Annotated in this window: 13 protein-coding genes; all 13 read left to right on the top strand. The window is 67.0% G+C overall.

The window, feature by feature from the left end; genetic code table 11:
- The coding region (locus A0U87_RS19765) for a helix-turn-helix transcriptional regulator (RefSeq protein ID WP_137405909.1) at positions 1-235 on the top strand (235 nt) is incomplete at its 5' end.
- Positions 236-277: 42 nt separating this feature from the next.
- A complete protein-coding gene (locus A0U87_RS19760; protein ID WP_010338918.1) occupies positions 278-1,174 on the top strand; it encodes a LysR family transcriptional regulator in 897 nt (298 codons plus the stop codon).
- An 80-nt stretch (positions 1,175-1,254) separates the two neighbouring features.
- On the top strand, positions 1,255-2,490 hold the full coding sequence (locus tag A0U87_RS19755; RefSeq protein WP_048937627.1) for an amidohydrolase family protein: 1,236 nt from the start codon (positions 1,255-1,257) through the stop codon (positions 2,488-2,490).
- A 16-nt stretch (positions 2,491-2,506) separates the two neighbouring features.
- A complete protein-coding gene (locus A0U87_RS19750; protein WP_137405908.1) occupies positions 2,507-4,015 on the top strand; it encodes a bifunctional 3-(3-hydroxy-phenyl)propionate/3-hydroxycinnamic acid hydroxylase in 1,509 nt (502 codons plus the stop codon).
- Positions 4,012-4,440 carry a heme-binding protein gene (locus tag A0U87_RS19745; protein WP_048937629.1) on the top strand — a complete coding sequence of 143 codons (429 nt, stop codon included), beginning with the start codon at positions 4,012-4,014 and terminating at the stop codon, positions 4,438-4,440. The genes A0U87_RS19750 and A0U87_RS19745 overlap by 4 nt, the downstream gene beginning before the upstream one ends.
- Complete coding sequence (locus tag A0U87_RS19740; protein WP_048937630.1) at positions 4,437-5,345, top strand: VOC family protein; 909 nt, start codon at positions 4,437-4,439, stop codon at positions 5,343-5,345. Before A0U87_RS19745 ends, A0U87_RS19740 begins: the two co-directional genes overlap by 4 nt.
- Positions 5,345-6,175, top strand: a complete 831-nt coding sequence (locus A0U87_RS19735; RefSeq protein ID WP_048937631.1) for a fumarylacetoacetate hydrolase family protein — start codon at positions 5,345-5,347, stop codon at positions 6,173-6,175. Before A0U87_RS19740 ends, A0U87_RS19735 begins: the two co-directional genes overlap by 1 nt.
- Before the next feature lie 35 nt (positions 6,176-6,210).
- Complete coding sequence (locus tag A0U87_RS19730; RefSeq protein ID WP_137405907.1) at positions 6,211-8,490, top strand: TonB-dependent receptor; 2,280 nt, start codon at positions 6,211-6,213, stop codon at positions 8,488-8,490.
- Between the two features lie 70 nt (positions 8,491-8,560).
- Entirely contained in the window at positions 8,561-9,409 is an 849-nt protein-coding gene (locus A0U87_RS19725; protein WP_048937633.1) for an alpha/beta hydrolase, read from the top strand.
- A gap of 24 nt (positions 9,410-9,433) precedes the next feature.
- Positions 9,434-10,738 carry a family 1 glycosylhydrolase gene (locus tag A0U87_RS19720; protein WP_048937634.1) on the top strand — a complete coding sequence of 435 codons (1,305 nt, stop codon included), beginning with the start codon at positions 9,434-9,436 and terminating at the stop codon, positions 10,736-10,738.
- A gap of 14 nt (positions 10,739-10,752) precedes the next feature.
- Complete coding sequence (locus A0U87_RS19715) at positions 10,753-11,655, top strand: alpha/beta hydrolase (RefSeq protein ID WP_048937635.1); 903 nt, start codon at positions 10,753-10,755, stop codon at positions 11,653-11,655.
- Positions 11,652-12,080 carry a hypothetical protein gene (locus A0U87_RS19710; RefSeq protein WP_048937636.1) on the top strand — a complete coding sequence of 143 codons (429 nt, stop codon included), beginning with the start codon at positions 11,652-11,654 and terminating at the stop codon, positions 12,078-12,080. The genes A0U87_RS19715 and A0U87_RS19710 overlap by 4 nt, the downstream gene beginning before the upstream one ends.
- A gap of 15 nt (positions 12,081-12,095) precedes the next feature.
- Positions 12,096-15,425 carry a glycosyl hydrolase gene (locus tag A0U87_RS19705; RefSeq protein WP_137405906.1) on the top strand — a complete coding sequence of 1,110 codons (3,330 nt, stop codon included), beginning with the start codon at positions 12,096-12,098 and terminating at the stop codon, positions 15,423-15,425.
- Positions 15,426-15,444: the final 19 nt, after the last annotated feature.

Here is a 15,444-nt window from a genome sequence, read left to right as displayed (position 1 = left end):
CTGGAGCCGGCAGCGGCGCGGGGCGCTGGCCCGGCTGGCGCCGCTGACCCCGCGCGAGCGCGAGGTGCTGCACTGCCTGGCCCAGGGGATGAGCAACAAGATGGTCGCCGCCGCCCTGTCGCTCAGCCCCAAGACGATCGAGGATCATCGCGCCGCGATCGTCGCCAAGACCGGCGCCAGCAGTCCTGCCGCCCTGATCGCCCTGGTGCGGGAGGCGAGCGGCACCGACGGCTAGATTGTCTTGTTGTGCGCGGCGATGGTCGGGCTATCTAGGCCGATGATCGATCCCCGCGCGCTTCGCACCTTCCTCGCCGTCTGCCGTGCCAACTCGATCAGCGGCGGGGCGCGGCTGCTCAACATCTCCCAGCCATCCGTGTCCAATGCGATCGCGCAACTGGAACAGTCGGTCGGCGCGGCCCTGTTCGCCCGGTCGCGCAGCGGCATCAGCCTGACGCCGGAGGGCGAAGTGCTGCTGCGCCGGGCGGAGGCGGTCGACAGCCTGATCAGCGGCGCGGAGGAGGAATTGCGACTGGCGCGCGCAGGCGTGACCGGCCCGCTCCGCGTCGGCGGCACGCCGGGTGCGCTGGTCAGCCTGCTGCCCGACGCGGTGCGACGGCTGGAGGACAAGATGGGCCATTTCGCGCTGCATGCGGTGGAACGGCCCGACCATGACCTGGCCGACATGCTGCACCGGGGCGAGATCGAACTGGCCTTCGTCACCACGGGGCTGGAGGAACCGCCCGAGGGGATCGAGGAAATCACCTTCGCGCAGGATCCGTTCGCGCTGGTGGTCGGGCGCCGCAATGACCATCTGCCGGCCGAGGTGTCGCTGCGCGACATGATGGCCAAGCGCTGGGTGCTGCCGGAGGCGCGGGGCGCCTTTCGCCGGCAGATCGACGCGCTGTTCATGGCGGCGGGCGTGCCGGTGCCGCAGGATGTGATCCGATGCGACTCCCTGCTGACGACCAAGGCGATGGTGCGGAACAGCAGCCGGCTGACCATCCTGCCGATGAAGGTGGCGGCGGCCGAACTGTCGATCGGCGTGCTGCGCGCGATCGCCATTCGCGAAGCAACCTTCCAGCGCAGCATCGGCATCCGCAAGCTGAAGGATGCGCGCCTGTCGCGGCTGGGCGAGGCGTTGCTGGACATCATGATCCATAGCTCCAAGCTATGACGTTCCCAAAAATCATTATTATTCTTGCGTATAAATTCGGCGCATAAGGGCATTCAACAAGAGACTTCGGGAGAGCCCTCGTGCGGCAGCTGATCCGCAATATTGCGATTTTCGACGGGACCGGCAGTGTGCCCTTCCCCGGCGCGGTCATGATCGAGGGCGATCGCATCGCCGACATTCTGCGCGACGAAGCCGCGATCGACGCGGCGCAGGCCGACATGGTGATCGACGGCCAGGGCGCGACGCTGATGCCCGGCATGGTCGACGCCCATACCCATCTGACCTGGGGCAGCTCGGTCGAGAAAATCTATCATCAGTTCATCCTGCCGCCCGAGGAACTGAAGGTCGCCGCCTGGCGCAATGCCCGCGTGCTGCTCGACCATGGCTATACCAGTCTCTATTCGGCCGGCGCGCTGGGCGACCAGATTGAACCGGAACTGGCCCGCGCTATTGCGGCCGGCGAAACCCCCGGCCCGCGCCTGGTGCCCTCCACGCTGGAGCGCAGCCCGGAAGGCGAGGAAGGGGTCGAAACCGGCGATGTGTTCAACGGGCGGGGGCCCGAAGCGATGCGCGCCTTCGTCGCCTATTGCGCGGCGGAGGGCGTCAAGTCGCTCAAACTGGTCATTTCGGGTGAAGATGCGCTCAAGCCCGGATCGTCGCAGGACATTCTCTATACCGACGCGGAAATGATCGCGGCCGGCGAGGCGGCAAAGGAAGCGGGCCTGTGGATCGCCACCCATGCCTATAGCCCGCGCGCCATCAATCTGGCGCTCGAAGCCGGCGCCCGCATCCTCTACCATTGCTCCTTCGCGGATGACGCGGCGGTCGACGCCATGGCGGCGAAGAAGGACGCCATCTTCTACGCCCCCGGTCCCGGCGTATCGGTCGCCGCGCTGGAGGCCAATCCGCCGCCCCATATCAATATGGCGTCGATGAAGGCGAGCGCGGCCGAGCGGCTGGAACTGGAAAAGACATTGGTGCCCAAATTGAAGGCGCGCGGCGTGCGCGTCCTGCCCGGCGGCGACTATGGCTTTCCCTTCAACCCCCATGGCCGCAACGCCCGCGACCTGGAACATTTCGTCACCTATTATGGCTTCACCCCGGCCGAGGCGCTGCATGCCGCCACCATGCTGGGCGGCGAGCTGATGGACCAGCCCGTCGGCCAGGTGAAGCCGGGCTATCTCGCCGACCTGCTGCTGGTCGAGGGTGATCCGACCACGGACGTCCGCCTGCTGCAGGATGCGGCCAACATCAAGATGATCATGCTGGGCGGGCGGATGCACAAATCCCCCGTGCCCGAGCCCCTGACGGTCTGACCGGAAAGACGCTTTCATGTTCGACGTTGCGATCATCGGCTGCGGGCCGGTGGGGGCCTTTGCGGCCAATTTACTTGGGAAGGCGGGCGTCTCGGTCCTGGTGATCGAGCGCGAGGCCAACCCCTATCCCCTGCCCCGCGCGGTCCATCTGGACCATGAGATGATGCGCCTGTTCCAGTCGGCCGGCGTCATCGACCGGGTCGCCCCGGACATGCGCGATACCGAGGGGCATCTGCATGTCGGCGCCGATCATGGCGTGATCCGCTACATGGGCACGGTCGGCCGCCCCCGCCCCTTTAGCTGGTCCAACGACTATTTCTTCTACCAGCCCGAACTGGAAGACCATCTGCGCGATGCGCTGGACGTCTATCCCAATGTCGAGCTGTCGCTGGGCACCGCGTTCGAGGCGCTGGCACAGGACGAGGACGGCGTCACGCTGACGCTGCGGTCGGACGCCGGCGAGGAACAGGTCCGCGCCCGCTATGTCATCGCCTGCGACGGCGCCCGCAGCGCGGTGCGCAAGGCGCTCGACATCGGCCTGGATGATCTGGATTTCGAGGAACCCTGGCTGGTGGTCGATGCCGAGGTCGATGGCCCGGTCCGCTTCCCCGACCTGTGGGGCGTGCCGCAAGCGGCCGACCTGCAGAAATTGTCGGTGATGATGTGCGATCCCAAACGCCCGGCCACCATTGTGCCGGGGCGCGGCAATCATCGCCGCTGGGAATTCATGCTGCTGCCCGGTGAAGACGACCAGGCGATGATGCAGCCAGACGCCGTGGCCGCGCTGGTCGCCCCCTATCTTGACGGCGTGCCGCACCAGGTGGTGCGCGCCGCCACCTATCGTTTCCATGGCCTGATCGCCGAGCGGTGGCGGCAGGGCGGCGTCTTCCTGGCCGGCGATGCCGCGCACCAGACGCCGCCCTTTTTCGGCCAGGGCATGTGCCATGGCCTGCGCGACGCCGCGAACCTGGCGTGGAAGCTGGAACTGGTACTGGCGGGCAAGGCGCCCGAGAGCCTGCTCGACAGCTATCAGCCCGAACGTGATCCCCATGTCCGCGCCGTCATCTCCGCCGCCGTGGGCGCGGGCCGCTATATCTGCGTGCTCGCCCCCGACGCCGCCGCCGCGCGCGACCATCAACTGCGCGAAGCCGCCAAGGGCGCCCAGAGCGGCACGGCCGCCGACCTGATCCCCGCCATCGCCACCGGCATCGTCGCCACCGGCACGCCGGGTGCGGGCGAACGCTTCATCCAGCCGCGCGTCGGCGACCGGCTGCTGGACGATGTGACCGGCGATGGCTGGCGCCTGTTCACCCGCCAGCCGGTTGTCGGCGGTGACGTGACCGTCGTCGATGTAGCGGAGCTGGGCGATGACGGCCATGTCGCCGACTGGCTCGCCGCCCGTGGCGCCGACGCGGTGCTGGTCCGCCCTGACCATTATGTCTTCGGCACTGGCGCCCCCGCAGAACTGATCGCCCGGCGCGACGCGCTGATCGCCGGCACGGCCGATCAGGAGATTGCCGCATGACCCTCTCGCTCGCGCAGGCCCGCGCCATCATCGACGCCGCGCTTGCCAAGGCGCGCGCCGACAGCGCCCAGCCGCTGGCCGTCATCATATTGGACGCCGGCGCCCATCCGGTCGCTTTTGCCCGCGAGGATGGCGCCAGCCTGTTCCGTTTCGACATCGCGAAGGCCAAAGCCTCGGGTGCGCTGGGGATGGGCGCGGATACGCGGGTGTTGGCCACCCGCGCCGCGTCCAACCCTGTCTTTTTCCAGAGCATCGCAGCAGCCACCGGCCAGATGGCCTTCTCACCCGGCGGCGTGCTGATCCGTGATGCGGACGGCGCGCTGGTCGGCGCGGTCGGCATCAGCGGCGATACCGGCGAATGCGACGAGGCCTGCGCCATCGCCGGCATTGACGCCGCCGGACTTTTCCACGGAGACAGAAAATGAAGCTGCGCAGCATCGAACTGGCGCTGCCCCATGCGGGTGAGGCCGCCGCCTTCCTGACCGACATCTGGGGTATGGCCCCGGCGGCGCAAGAGGGCGAGACCCATTATCTGCGCGGGTCGGGCAGCTATCCCTATCTCGTGGCGCTGACGGAATCGGCCGATGCCTATGTCCGCTCCACCACCTTTGTCTGCACCGCCGACCGGCTGGAGCTGTTGAAGCGCAGCGTCACCGCCGCCGGCCTGCCAGCGACGCCGACCGTGTCGGAAGATTTGGGCGGCGGCCATGGCATCATCGTCGAACTGGCCGAGGGCGAATTGCTCCGCTTCCTGGTCGATGCCGAGGAAGTCGCGCCGATCGCAGGCGCCGACCTGCCGGTGAAGCTGACCCATGTCGTCTTCAACAGCGCCGACGCGGAGGCAACCGGCCATCTGGTCGAGCAGGCGCTGGGCTTTCGCGTCTCGGACCGGACCAAGGGCATGGTGTTCGTGCGCTGCAATGACTCGCACCATTCGACCGCCTTCGCCCGCGCCGGCTTTGCCAGCCTCAACCATATCGCCTTCGAAATGGCGGACATGGACGCGGTGATGCGCGGCATCGGCCGGTTGCGCGATCATGGCATGGTGCCTGCCTGGGGGCCGGGCCGCCATGGTCCGGGCGCCAATGTCTTCGCCTATTTCATCGCCCCCTTTGGCCCGGTGATCGAATTTTCGACCGCCGTTGAAAAGGTGGCCGACGATTATCAGCCCGGCGCGCCGGAAGACTGGACCTGGCCCGAAGGCCGGATCGACCAGTGGGGCATGTCCGACAAGGATTTCGCTGGCCTGCGCGCCGCCGAAGAAAAATTCCGCCATCGCCGCGACTGGGACTCCCGGCCGCTAGACCTGATCAACGAGGAACAAGCCTGATGCGCTATGTCAGTTTCCGCCGTCCCGACGGCACCCCCAGCTTCGGCCGGATCGAGGGCGAGACGATCGTCGAGCTGGCGACCGATGCGGCGCCGAGCCTGAAGGCCGCGCTGACCGACGGCAGACTGTCGGGCCTGGCCGACGGTGCATCCTATGCCGCCGCCGATGTCGTGCTGCTGCCGGTGATCCCCGATCCCGCCAAGATCCTGTGTGTCGGCCTCAACTATGCCGAGCATGTCAAGGAAACCGGCCGCGAGCAGAAGGCGCATCCGGCGATCTTCGTGCGCTATGCCGACAGCCTGATCGCCGACGGCCAGCCGATGGTGAAGCCGGCCGTGACCGAACGTTTCGACTATGAGGGCGAACTGGCTCTGGTGATCGGCAAGCCCGCGCACAAGGTCGCGGCCGCCGACGCCTGGGACTATGTCGCCGGCTACGCCGCCTTCAACGATGGCAGCGCGCGCGACTGGCAGCGCCACAATATCCAGTTCACGCCGGGTAAGACCTTTCCCGGCACCGGCGGCTTCGGCCCGGCGCTGGTGACGCCCGACGAGATTGACGATCTTGCCGCGCTGCGCGTCCAGACCCGCCTCAATGGCGAACTGGTGCAGGACCAGCCGGTCAGCGACATGATCTGGGATATTCCCACGGTCATCGAATATGTCACCGCCTTCACGCCGTTGAGCCCCGGCGACGTGATCGCCACCGGCACGCCCGGCGGCGTCGGCGATAAGCGCACCCCGCCGCTCTACATGAAGGCCGGCGACAAGGTCGAAGTGACCATCGGCACCATCGGCACGCTCAGCAACCGCATCATCGACGAACAATAACAATCATCAACCCGCATACCGGGGGAGGACAGACCATGCGTAACATGCACATCACCATTGCGGCCCTCGCGAGCGCCATCGCGATCGCCGCGCCGGCCTTCGCACAGAACGCGCCCGCGCCCGAACAGGCGGCACAGCCGGCGGACGATTCCGACATCATCGTCACCGCCCAGCGCAAGGCGGAGAAGGTGACCGAGGTGCCGATCTCGATCACCGTGGCCAATGCCGCCCAGCTGGAACGGCAGCAGGTCAACACGATGAACGACCTCAACCGCATCGCGCCGAGCCTGGAAATCCAGCAGGCGCCGGGTCAGAATACCGGCGGCGGCGGGTCGATCCGCGGCATCGGCACCCAGACCTTCTCGGCTGGCGCGGTCGCATCGGTCGGCGTGGTCGTCGACCAGGTGAGCCAGGGCAACGCCAATATCTCCGATCTGTTCGACGTCAGCCGGATCGAAGTGCTCAAGGGACCACAGGGCACGCTGTTCGGCCTCACCACCTCGGCCGGCGTCATCAACATCACCACCAATGCGCCCGATCCGACCGGCTTTGCCGCTCGCGTCCGCACCGAATTGTCCGACGCCGGCACGCTGGGGTCGAAGTTCGGCAACCAGATCGTGCAGGGCATGGTCAACATCCCGCTGGCCACCAACGCCGCGATCCGCCTGTCGGGCGTCGCCAATTTCCGCCAGGGGCCGAACCGCAACGCCAGCACCGGCGATTATAATGACACCGATCGCTACGGCATTCGCGGCCGCTTCCTGTGGAAGCCGACCGATCGCCTGACCGTCAATGTGATCGGCGACTATACCAAGAGCCGGATCGAAAATGGCGGCGACTTCTTCACCTTCGTCAAGACCAGCGGTCCGGGCACGGCGCTGGGCGGCCTGCTGGCCGACACCACCGGCATCACCGCCCGGCTTGCCAGCTGCGGCGTGACGCCGGGCGAAGGCAATCGCGACTATTGCAGCGACGACAGCTATGTCGGCCATACCGAAAATTATGGTGGATCGCTGCAGGTCGATTATGAGGCCGATCCCTTCACGCTCACCTCCATCACCGCCTATCGCAAGTCGAACGAGACCGGCTATGGCGCGGCGACCAACGTGTTCCGTGGCGATCCACTGGAATTGCAGGTCGCCAATGGCCCGACCAACCGGCGCCTGAGCCTCTTCACCCAGGAATTGCGGGTCAGCTCGCCCGCCGACCAGTTCCTCGAATATACCGCTGGCGTCTTCTATTCGAACCAGAAGCAGACCCGCGATCCCGAAACGCTGGCGGTGTCGGTCGTGCCCTTCCCCGGCCTCGTCATCCCGATCGTGCGCAATCCCGGCGCCGACATCGACATCCAGGATGAATCGCTCGCCGTATTCGGCCAGGGCACCTTCCACCTGTCGCCCGCACTGTGGCTGATCGCCGGCGGTCGCTACACCACCGATCGCCTGTCGATGGACCGCTACGACTATTTCACCCCGGCCGATCCGTTCAGCCGCACCGTGCTGGACGTCCAGAAATTCTCCTGGCGCCTGGGCGCGCAATATGACCTGGCCAACGACACCATGGTCTATGCGACCGCCTCGCGCGGGTTCAAGGGCGGGCAGATCGCCATCCCCTCGGCCCCGGCCAAGCCCTTCGTCGTGCAGCCGGAAATCCCGACCGCCTATGAACTGGGCCTCAAGAGCACCTTGTTCGGCGGCTGGGTCGCGGACCTCAATGTCTTCTACAGCAAGATCAAGAATTTCCAGGCGCAGCAGTGCACGGTGGACAGCACCGCGGTCATCTCCTGCGTCCAGACCAACATCAATGGCGTGAAGTCGCGCGGCGCGGAAATCAACTTCTTCGGCAAGGTCTTCGATGGCCTGTCGCTCAACACCGGCTTCATCTATGCCAAGGCGACCTATCCGGGCGGCTTCATCGGCACCGATGGCACCAATATCGGCGGCAGCCAGCTTGCCTATGCGCCCAAGTACAAGTTCACTTTGTCGGGCGAATATGAAGCGCCGGTCACGAGCCGCCTGAAGGGCTTCCTGGCGGCGGATACGGTGTGGAAGTCGAAGGTGCGCTACGAAGCCAATTCGAACGACGAAACCACCTTCCGGTCGCACTGGCTGGTGGGCGGCCGCATCGGCCTGCGCACCGATGACGATCGCTACAGCGTCGCGATCTTCGGTCGCAACCTGTTCAACGTGCATGAGCCTTCGCTGATGCAGAGCGACTTCCCCTACACCACCGACCAGGGCGAGCAGAATATCGGCGCCATCTATGGCCCGCAGTCCTTCCGCCAGATCGGCATCAGCCTGGACGCAAAATTCTGATCCTCCTGAGGCGGGGCGCCGCTGGTGGCGTCCCGTCTTTTTTCCTAATCCTTCTGGCCAGAGGGGACATATGAAGCCGATCAGGGACGCCATCGCCGCACTGGGCACCGATCTGGGACCGGACATACTCGGCCAGTGCCGGGCGCTGTTCGATGCCGAGCAGATGGCGCTGGCGGCGGCGGTTCCGGTGACGCAGGCCGACATCGCCTATGGCCCGGATGCCCGCCACCGGCTCGACCTCTATGCCCCCAAGGGTGATGCCCCTGCCCCCATTCTGGTCTTCGTCCATGGCGGCGGTTTCCTGAAAGGCGACAAGGGCAGCGCCGACGCCTGGCCCAATGCCAATGTCGGCCGGATGGCGGCGCAGGCCGGGTTCCTGGGCGTCGTCATCAATTATCGCCTTGCCCCCGACCATGGCTGGCCGGCGGGGTCCGAGGATGTCGCGGCGGTCGTCGGCTGGCTCAAGGATCATGCCGCCGAACATGGCGGCGATGCCGATCGCATCGTCCTGATGGGCACATCGGCCGGCGCGGTCCATGTCGCGGGCTATCTGAAACTTGCCGGATCGGACGCCGTGCGCGCCGCCGTGCTGCTGTCGGGTCTTTATGGCTATACCCCGCTCGATCCGCGCGACACGCTCTATTATGGCGATGCTTCATTTTATCCCGACCGCATGCCGCTGGAGGCCGTTGCCGCAACCGATCTGCCGCTGCTGATCGCCTGCGCCGAGTTCGACCCGCCCCGCTTCCAGGCCGAGTTTCTGAGGCTGTTGCAGGACCGGCTCGCCCGCCATGGCGCCATGCCGCGCGCCTTCATCCAGTCGGGCCATAATCATTATAGCATGGCCATGCATCTGGGCACCGCCGACCGGCGGCTGTTGCAAGAAATCTGCGCCTTCGTGCGCGAAACCACTGCCTGACAATTACAATAGGAGAGACGGAACATGCTGGATCGCCGCACCCTTCTGGCTACCGGCGCTGCGCTGATGGCCGCCCCTGCCATCGCCGCGCGCAAGAGCGCCCCCCCCAATTTCCCCAAGGGCTTCTATTGGGGCGCGGCCACCGCGCCGCATCAGGTCGAGGGCAATAATATCGCCAGCGACCTGTGGTTCGTGGAGAATCAGCAACCGACCGTCTTCTCCCAGCCCTCGGGCGACGCCTGCAACAGTTTCGCGCTGTGGGAAACCGACCTCGACCTGGTCAAGGCCATGGGCCTCAATGCCTATCGCTTCGGCATCGAATGGGCGCGGATCGAGCCGGAAAAGGGCCTCTTCTCCCAGGCGATGCTCGATCATTACAAGGCGGTGATCGACGGCTGCCATGCGCGTGGTCTGGCGCCGATCGTCACCTTCAGCCATTTCACCGCACCGCGCTGGTTCAGCGCGCAGGGCGGCTGGACCAACCCGGAAAGCGCGCAGCTTTTCGCCCGCTATTGCGACAAGGCGATGCGCGCGCTGGGCCAGGGCATCGCCAGCGCCATCACCCTCAACGAACCCAATATCCTGCTGTTGCTCAAGCCCATGCTGCCCCAGCAGGTGTGGGACATCCAGAAACTGACGCTGGAAACCGCCGCCAAGCGGCTGGGCGTGCCGAAATATGTCTGCACCAATGTCGCCGGCTTCGACGATCTGCCCGCGCTCCAGACCGGCCTCGAAGCGGCGCACAAGGCGGGGAAGGCGGCGATCAAGGCGGTGCGCGGCGACCTGCCGGTCGGTTTCTCGCTGGCATTGATCGACGATCAGGCGGTCGGCGCCCATTCGGTGCGCGATGCCATGCGCAAGCAGCTTTACGGCAACTGGCTGGAGATCGCGAAGGGCGACGATTTCATCGGCGTCCAGAATTACGAGCGCGCCCTGTGGGGCGACAAGGGCCGCCTGCCCGCACCCAAGGGATCGGCCGTCAACTGGTCCGGCACCGAAGTCTGGGCGCCCTCGCTTGGCGGCGCAGTGCGCTTTGCCCATGAAGCGACCGGCGTGCCGATCCTGGTGTCCGAACATGGCGTGGGCAGCGACGATGATGCGGTTCGCGCGAAGTTCATTCCCGAAGCGCTGGCGGGGCTCAAGGCCGCGATCGACGATGGCGTGCCGGTGCTGGGTTATTGCCACTGGTCGCTGCTCGACAATTTCGAGTGGATCTTCGGCTACAAGCCCAAATTCGGCCTGCACAGCGTCGATCCCGTGAGCTTCGCCCGCACGGCCAAGCCCAGCGCCGCCGTCTATGGCGCGATCGCCCGCCGCAACGCGCTCTGAAGGGGAGGCCTGCCATGAAGCGCCTCGCCCTTCTCGCCCTGTTGCTGGCCTCGCCCGCCATCGCCCAGATGCCGACGCCGGTGACCACCACCGCCCCGGCCGAACCCCATGCCATCCCGCTCTATCCCGATCTCAAGGCGCCCAACGGCACGACCGAGAATTGGGTGCGGTTCGGCGACGACCTCGCCGTGCGCAACGTCACCGTGCCGACCATCACCCCGGTCCTGCCCGATCCGGCCAAGGCAACCGGCGCGGCGGTGATCGTCGCCCCCGGCGGTGCCTTCATGCTGCTGGCGATGGATCATGAGGGCTGGAATGTCGCACGCTGGCTGGCCGATCATGGCGTCGCCGCCTTCGTCCTCAAATATCGGCTGAACCGGACCCCGGCTGACACCGCCGAGGCATCGGCCTATATGGGCAAGCGCATGGCGGACTCGCTGCGCGATCCCAACGTCCCCCCAACGATCAGCGAGCCGCGCGCCACGCTGGATGCCCTCGCCGCACTGAAGCGGGTGCGGGCGGGCGCCGGCCAATGGGGCATCGATCCCCAGAGGGTCGGCATGATCGGCTTTTCCGCCGGCGCCATGACCGTGATGAACACCACGCTGGAGGGCAAGGGCGCGGATCGCCCGTCCTTCATCGGCTATGTCTATGGCCCGATGCTGGCGCGCAATGTCCCCGCCGACGCGCCGCCGATGTTCGCGGCGATCGCCAATGACGACAGCCTGTTCCCCAATCCCTCTTATGCGCTGGTCGAAAGCTGGCGCCGGGCGCATGTGCCGGTCGAACTTCACGCCTATGAGCGCGGCGACCATGGCTTCGGCATGGGCAAGCCGGGCACGACGACCATGGGCCTGTTGCCGCAATTTCTGAGCTGGATGGACATGCGCGGCCTGCTCACGAAGGCGGGACGATGACCGGCGCCGTCTCGATCCGGCGGGAGGCGGCGATCAGCGTCGGCATCAATGGCGCGCTGAGCCTGGCCTTCTTCCTCGCCTTGTTCGGCACTCAGCCGCGCCTGCTGGCCTGGGCCGCGCCGGATCGGCTGGCGCTGGATTTCGTGCCGCAGAGCATTGCCGTTGCGCTGATGAGCGCGCTCGTCCCGGCGCTGATCGCGCGCAAACGGGTCGGTGGCAGCATGCGTCCGATCCTGCTGCGCGCCGCCGGCTTTGCGCTGGCCGGCGCCGCGCTCGGCGGGCTGCTGTCACTCGTGACCGGCGGCCTGCCGCCGATCGGCTGGGGCGCCGCGCTGGCCATCAAGATTGCCTATGGCGGCGCGCTCGGTGCGCTGGTCGCCAGCCTGGCGCTGCGGCGGATGCTCTCGTCCGCTCCAATCATGTGAAATGAGGAACCCCCGATGACCTTCCGTTCCCTCCGTCTCGCCATGCTGCTGGCCGGCACCGTGCTCGCCATGCCGGCCCAGGCCGACGATCTGGCCGACGGCTTCAACAATCCGCCCCAGTCGGCCCGGCCGCGCGTCTGGTGGCACTGGCTGAACGGCAATGTGACCAAGGACGGGATCGACAAGGATCTCGACTGGCTGGCGCGCATCGGCATTGGCGGGGTGCAGAATTTCGACGCCAATCTGCAGACGCCGCAGATCGTCAAGGAACGGCTGGTCTATATGACCGACGGCTGGAAGGACGCCTTCCGCCACGCCGTCCAGACCGCCGATGCCAAGGGGCTGGAATTCGCCATCGCCGCCTCGCCGGGCTGGAGCGAGACCGGCGGCCCCTGGGTCAAGCCGCAGGACGCGATGAAAAAGCTGGTCTGGGCGCAGACCGAGGTCGAGGGCGGCCAGCGGTTCAAGGGCGCCCTGCCCGCCCCGTCCAATGTGACCGGCGCCTTCCAGAGCGCGAAGTTCAGCGACCCGCTGGCGGGCGACGCGGAGATACCGGACCAGCCGCGCGCCTATGGCGAGGCACGGGTGCTGGCCTATCCGATCGCCGAGGCCGCCCTGCCGACGCCGCATATCCTTGATGCTAATGGCCAGCCGATCGCGGGCGCCGCCGCGCTGGGCGACAGCGATCTGGAAACCGTGGCGCAGATGGCCAAGGGCGATGCGGCGCATCCCGGCACGCTGATCCTCGATTATGGCAAGCCCGTCACGGTGCGATCGGCCAGCCTGTTCGTGCCCCATGCCCGCCCGCCCTTCGGCGACCCCACCTATCGCCCGACGATCGAAGCGGAAACGGCGCAGGGCTGGCAGCCGCTCGGCCGCTTTTCGCTGACCGAAGTCGCCTCCACCACCAGCTTCGCGCCCGTCACGGCGCAGCGCTTCCGGCTGGTCCTGTCGCCCAATGACGCCGCCAAGTCGCCGGGCCTGGGCGATGGCGCGCCCGGCGCGGTGATGATCGACGTGTTCGGCCGCCCGGCCAGCCCGACGCTGGGCATTGGCGACCTGCGCCTGTCGGCCGAGGCGCGGATCGACCAGTTTGAAGCGAAGGCCGGCTATGCCATCGCATCCGATTATAACCGTCTGAGCATGGGTCCGGCCGACACGCCCGCCATCGATCCGGCCAGGGTCATCGACCTGACCGACCGGCTGCGCCCCGACGGCACGCTCGACTGGACCGCGCCCAGGGGCACGCGCTGGCGCATCGTCCGCATGGGCTGGTCGCTGACCGGCAAGACCAACCATCCCGCCACGCCCCAAGCCACCGGGCTGGAGGTCGACAAATATGATGCGGCCGCCGTGCGCCGCTATCTCGAAACCTATCTCGCCATGTATCGCGATGCGGTCGGCGCCGACTGGATCGGCAGGAAGGGCATCAGCGCGCTGCTGACCGACAGTATCGAGGTGGGCGCGTCCAACTGGACACCGCGCATGGTGGAGGAGTTCAAGGCGCGGCGCGGCTATGATCCCGTCCCCTTCCTGCCGACCCTGACCGGCGCAGTCGTGGGATCGCCCGCGCGCAGCGACGCCTTCCTGCATGATTATCGCCAGACCCTGGCCGACCTGCTGGCCGACGCCCATTATGGCACGGTGGCGCAGGTCGCGCATGAAAATGGCCTGACCGTCTATGGCGAGGCGCTGGAAAATGGCCGGCCTGTGCTGGGCGACGACCTTGCCATGCGCGCGCATACCGACGTGCCGATGGCGGCGATGTGGACCTTCAATCGCGGCAGCGCGCCGCGCCCGACGCTGATCGGCGACATGAAGGGCGCGGCGTCGGTCGCCCATATCTATGGCCAGAATATCGTGTCGGCCGAAAGCATGACCTCGGCCTTCGCGCCCTGGGCCTTTGCCCCGGCGGACCTCAAGCGCGTGATCGACCTGGAATTCGTGTCGGGCGTCAACCGGCCGATCGTCCACACCTCCGTCCACCAGCCGGTGGATGACAAGGTGCCGGGCCTCAGCCTCATGATCTTCGGCCAATATTTCAACCGCCACGAAAGCTGGGCCAATATGGCCAAGCCCTGGGTCGACTATATGGCGCGCACCGGCTTCCTGTTGCAGCAGGGCCGCGACCATGCCGACATCGCCTATTTCTATGGCGAGGATGCGCCGATCACCGCGCTGTTCGAACATGGCGTGCCGGCCGACCTGCCCAAATCCTATGCCTATGACTTCGTCAATGCCGAGATTTTGGCGACCAGGGCGTCGGTGCAGAATGGCGACCTGATCGCCGGCAAGGCGCGTTACAAGGCGCTGTATCTGGGCGGATCGAGCAAGGTGATGACGCTCGCCACGCTGCAGCGCATCGCCGCGCTGGTCGAGGCTGGCGCGACATTGATCGGCACGGCACCGGAACGCGCGCCCGGCCTGCAGGATAATCCCGCCGCCTTCCGCGCGCTGGTGGCGAAACTGTGGAGCGGCCAGCCGGTCGGCAAGGGCAAGGTAATCGCCAGCGCCGATGTCGACGCCGCGCTCGCCGGCGCGGGCGTCGGCGCCGATTTCCGCGTGAGCGGCAGCGGCGATGCCGGTGCCTATCGCTTCCTCCACCGCGCCCTGCCCGATGGCGACCTTTATTTCGTGACCAATGGCAAGGCACAGGCCGAGCATGTCGAGGCGCGTTTCCGCGTCACCGGCCGCCAGCCGGAAATCTGGCGCGCGATCGACGGCAGCGCCGCGCCGCTGTCCTACCGGACCGAGGGCAGTGACACGGTCGTCCCGCTCGATGTCGGGCCGGAGGATGCCTTCTTCATCCTGTTCCGCAAGCCGGCGCAGGCCCCCAGCCAAACGATCGCGCCGGCGGCGGTGAAGCCGGTCGCCACCCTGTCGCAGCCCTGGACCGTGCGCTTCCAGCCGGGTCGCGGCGCCCCGGCCGAGATTGCGATGCCGACGCTGACGGCGCTCGACAAGAGCAGCGATCTGGGCGTGCGCTATTTCTCGGGCGAGGCGACCTATGCCAGCAGCTTTGCCCTGCCCAAGGGCGCCAGGCCCGGCGCGCCGCTGTGGATTGATCTGGGCAAGGTCGGCGATGTCGCGGAAGTGCGGGTCAATGGCCAGGTCGCGGGCACAAGCTGGTTCGCGCCCTATCGACTGGACGTCGGCAAGCTGGTGAAGCCCGGCCGCAACGCGATCGAGGTGAAGGTCGCGAACCTGTGGGTCAATCGCCTGATCGGCGACCAGCAGCCCGGCGCACAGAAGATCACCTTCACCGCCGCCCCCACCTATCGCCCCGATGCGCCGCTGCGTCCGTCGGGCCTGATCGGGCCGGTTACGCTGTCGGCGGAACAATAAGCAGGGGCAGCGCGGATGC

This window comes from Sphingobium sp. MP9-4 (assembly GCF_005281675.1).
GTDB classification, from domain to species: Bacteria; Pseudomonadota; Alphaproteobacteria; order Sphingomonadales; family Sphingomonadaceae; genus Sphingobium; species Sphingobium yanoikuyae.
This window is presented reverse-complemented; position numbering and strand designations above follow the sequence as displayed.

Bases quoted from the DNA above. Each gene is read 5' to 3' on its own strand.
- A0U87_RS19730 (WP_137405907.1), top strand. From the start codon at position 6,211: ATGCGTAACATGCACATCACCATTGCGGCCCTCGCGAGCGCCATCGCG.
- A0U87_RS19760 (WP_010338918.1), top strand. From the start codon at position 278: ATGATCGATCCCCGCGCGCTTCGCACCTTCCTCGCCGTCTGCCGTGCC.
- A0U87_RS19720 (WP_048937634.1), top strand. From the start codon at position 9,434: ATGCTGGATCGCCGCACCCTTCTGGCTACCGGCGCTGCGCTGATGGCC.
- A0U87_RS19750 (WP_137405908.1), top strand. From the start codon at position 2,507: ATGTTCGACGTTGCGATCATCGGCTGCGGGCCGGTGGGGGCCTTTGCG.
- A0U87_RS19740 (WP_048937630.1), top strand. From the start codon at position 4,437: ATGAAGCTGCGCAGCATCGAACTGGCGCTGCCCCATGCGGGTGAGGCC.
- A0U87_RS19705 (WP_137405906.1), top strand. From the start codon at position 12,096: ATGACCTTCCGTTCCCTCCGTCTCGCCATGCTGCTGGCCGGCACCGTG.
- A0U87_RS19710 (WP_048937636.1), top strand. From the start codon at position 11,652: ATGACCGGCGCCGTCTCGATCCGGCGGGAGGCGGCGATCAGCGTCGGC.
- A0U87_RS19745 (WP_048937629.1), top strand. From the start codon at position 4,012: ATGACCCTCTCGCTCGCGCAGGCCCGCGCCATCATCGACGCCGCGCTT.
- A0U87_RS19715 (WP_048937635.1), top strand. From the start codon at position 10,753: ATGAAGCGCCTCGCCCTTCTCGCCCTGTTGCTGGCCTCGCCCGCCATC.
- A0U87_RS19735 (WP_048937631.1), top strand. From the start codon at position 5,345: ATGCGCTATGTCAGTTTCCGCCGTCCCGACGGCACCCCCAGCTTCGGC.
- A0U87_RS19725 (WP_048937633.1), top strand. From the start codon at position 8,561: ATGAAGCCGATCAGGGACGCCATCGCCGCACTGGGCACCGATCTGGGA.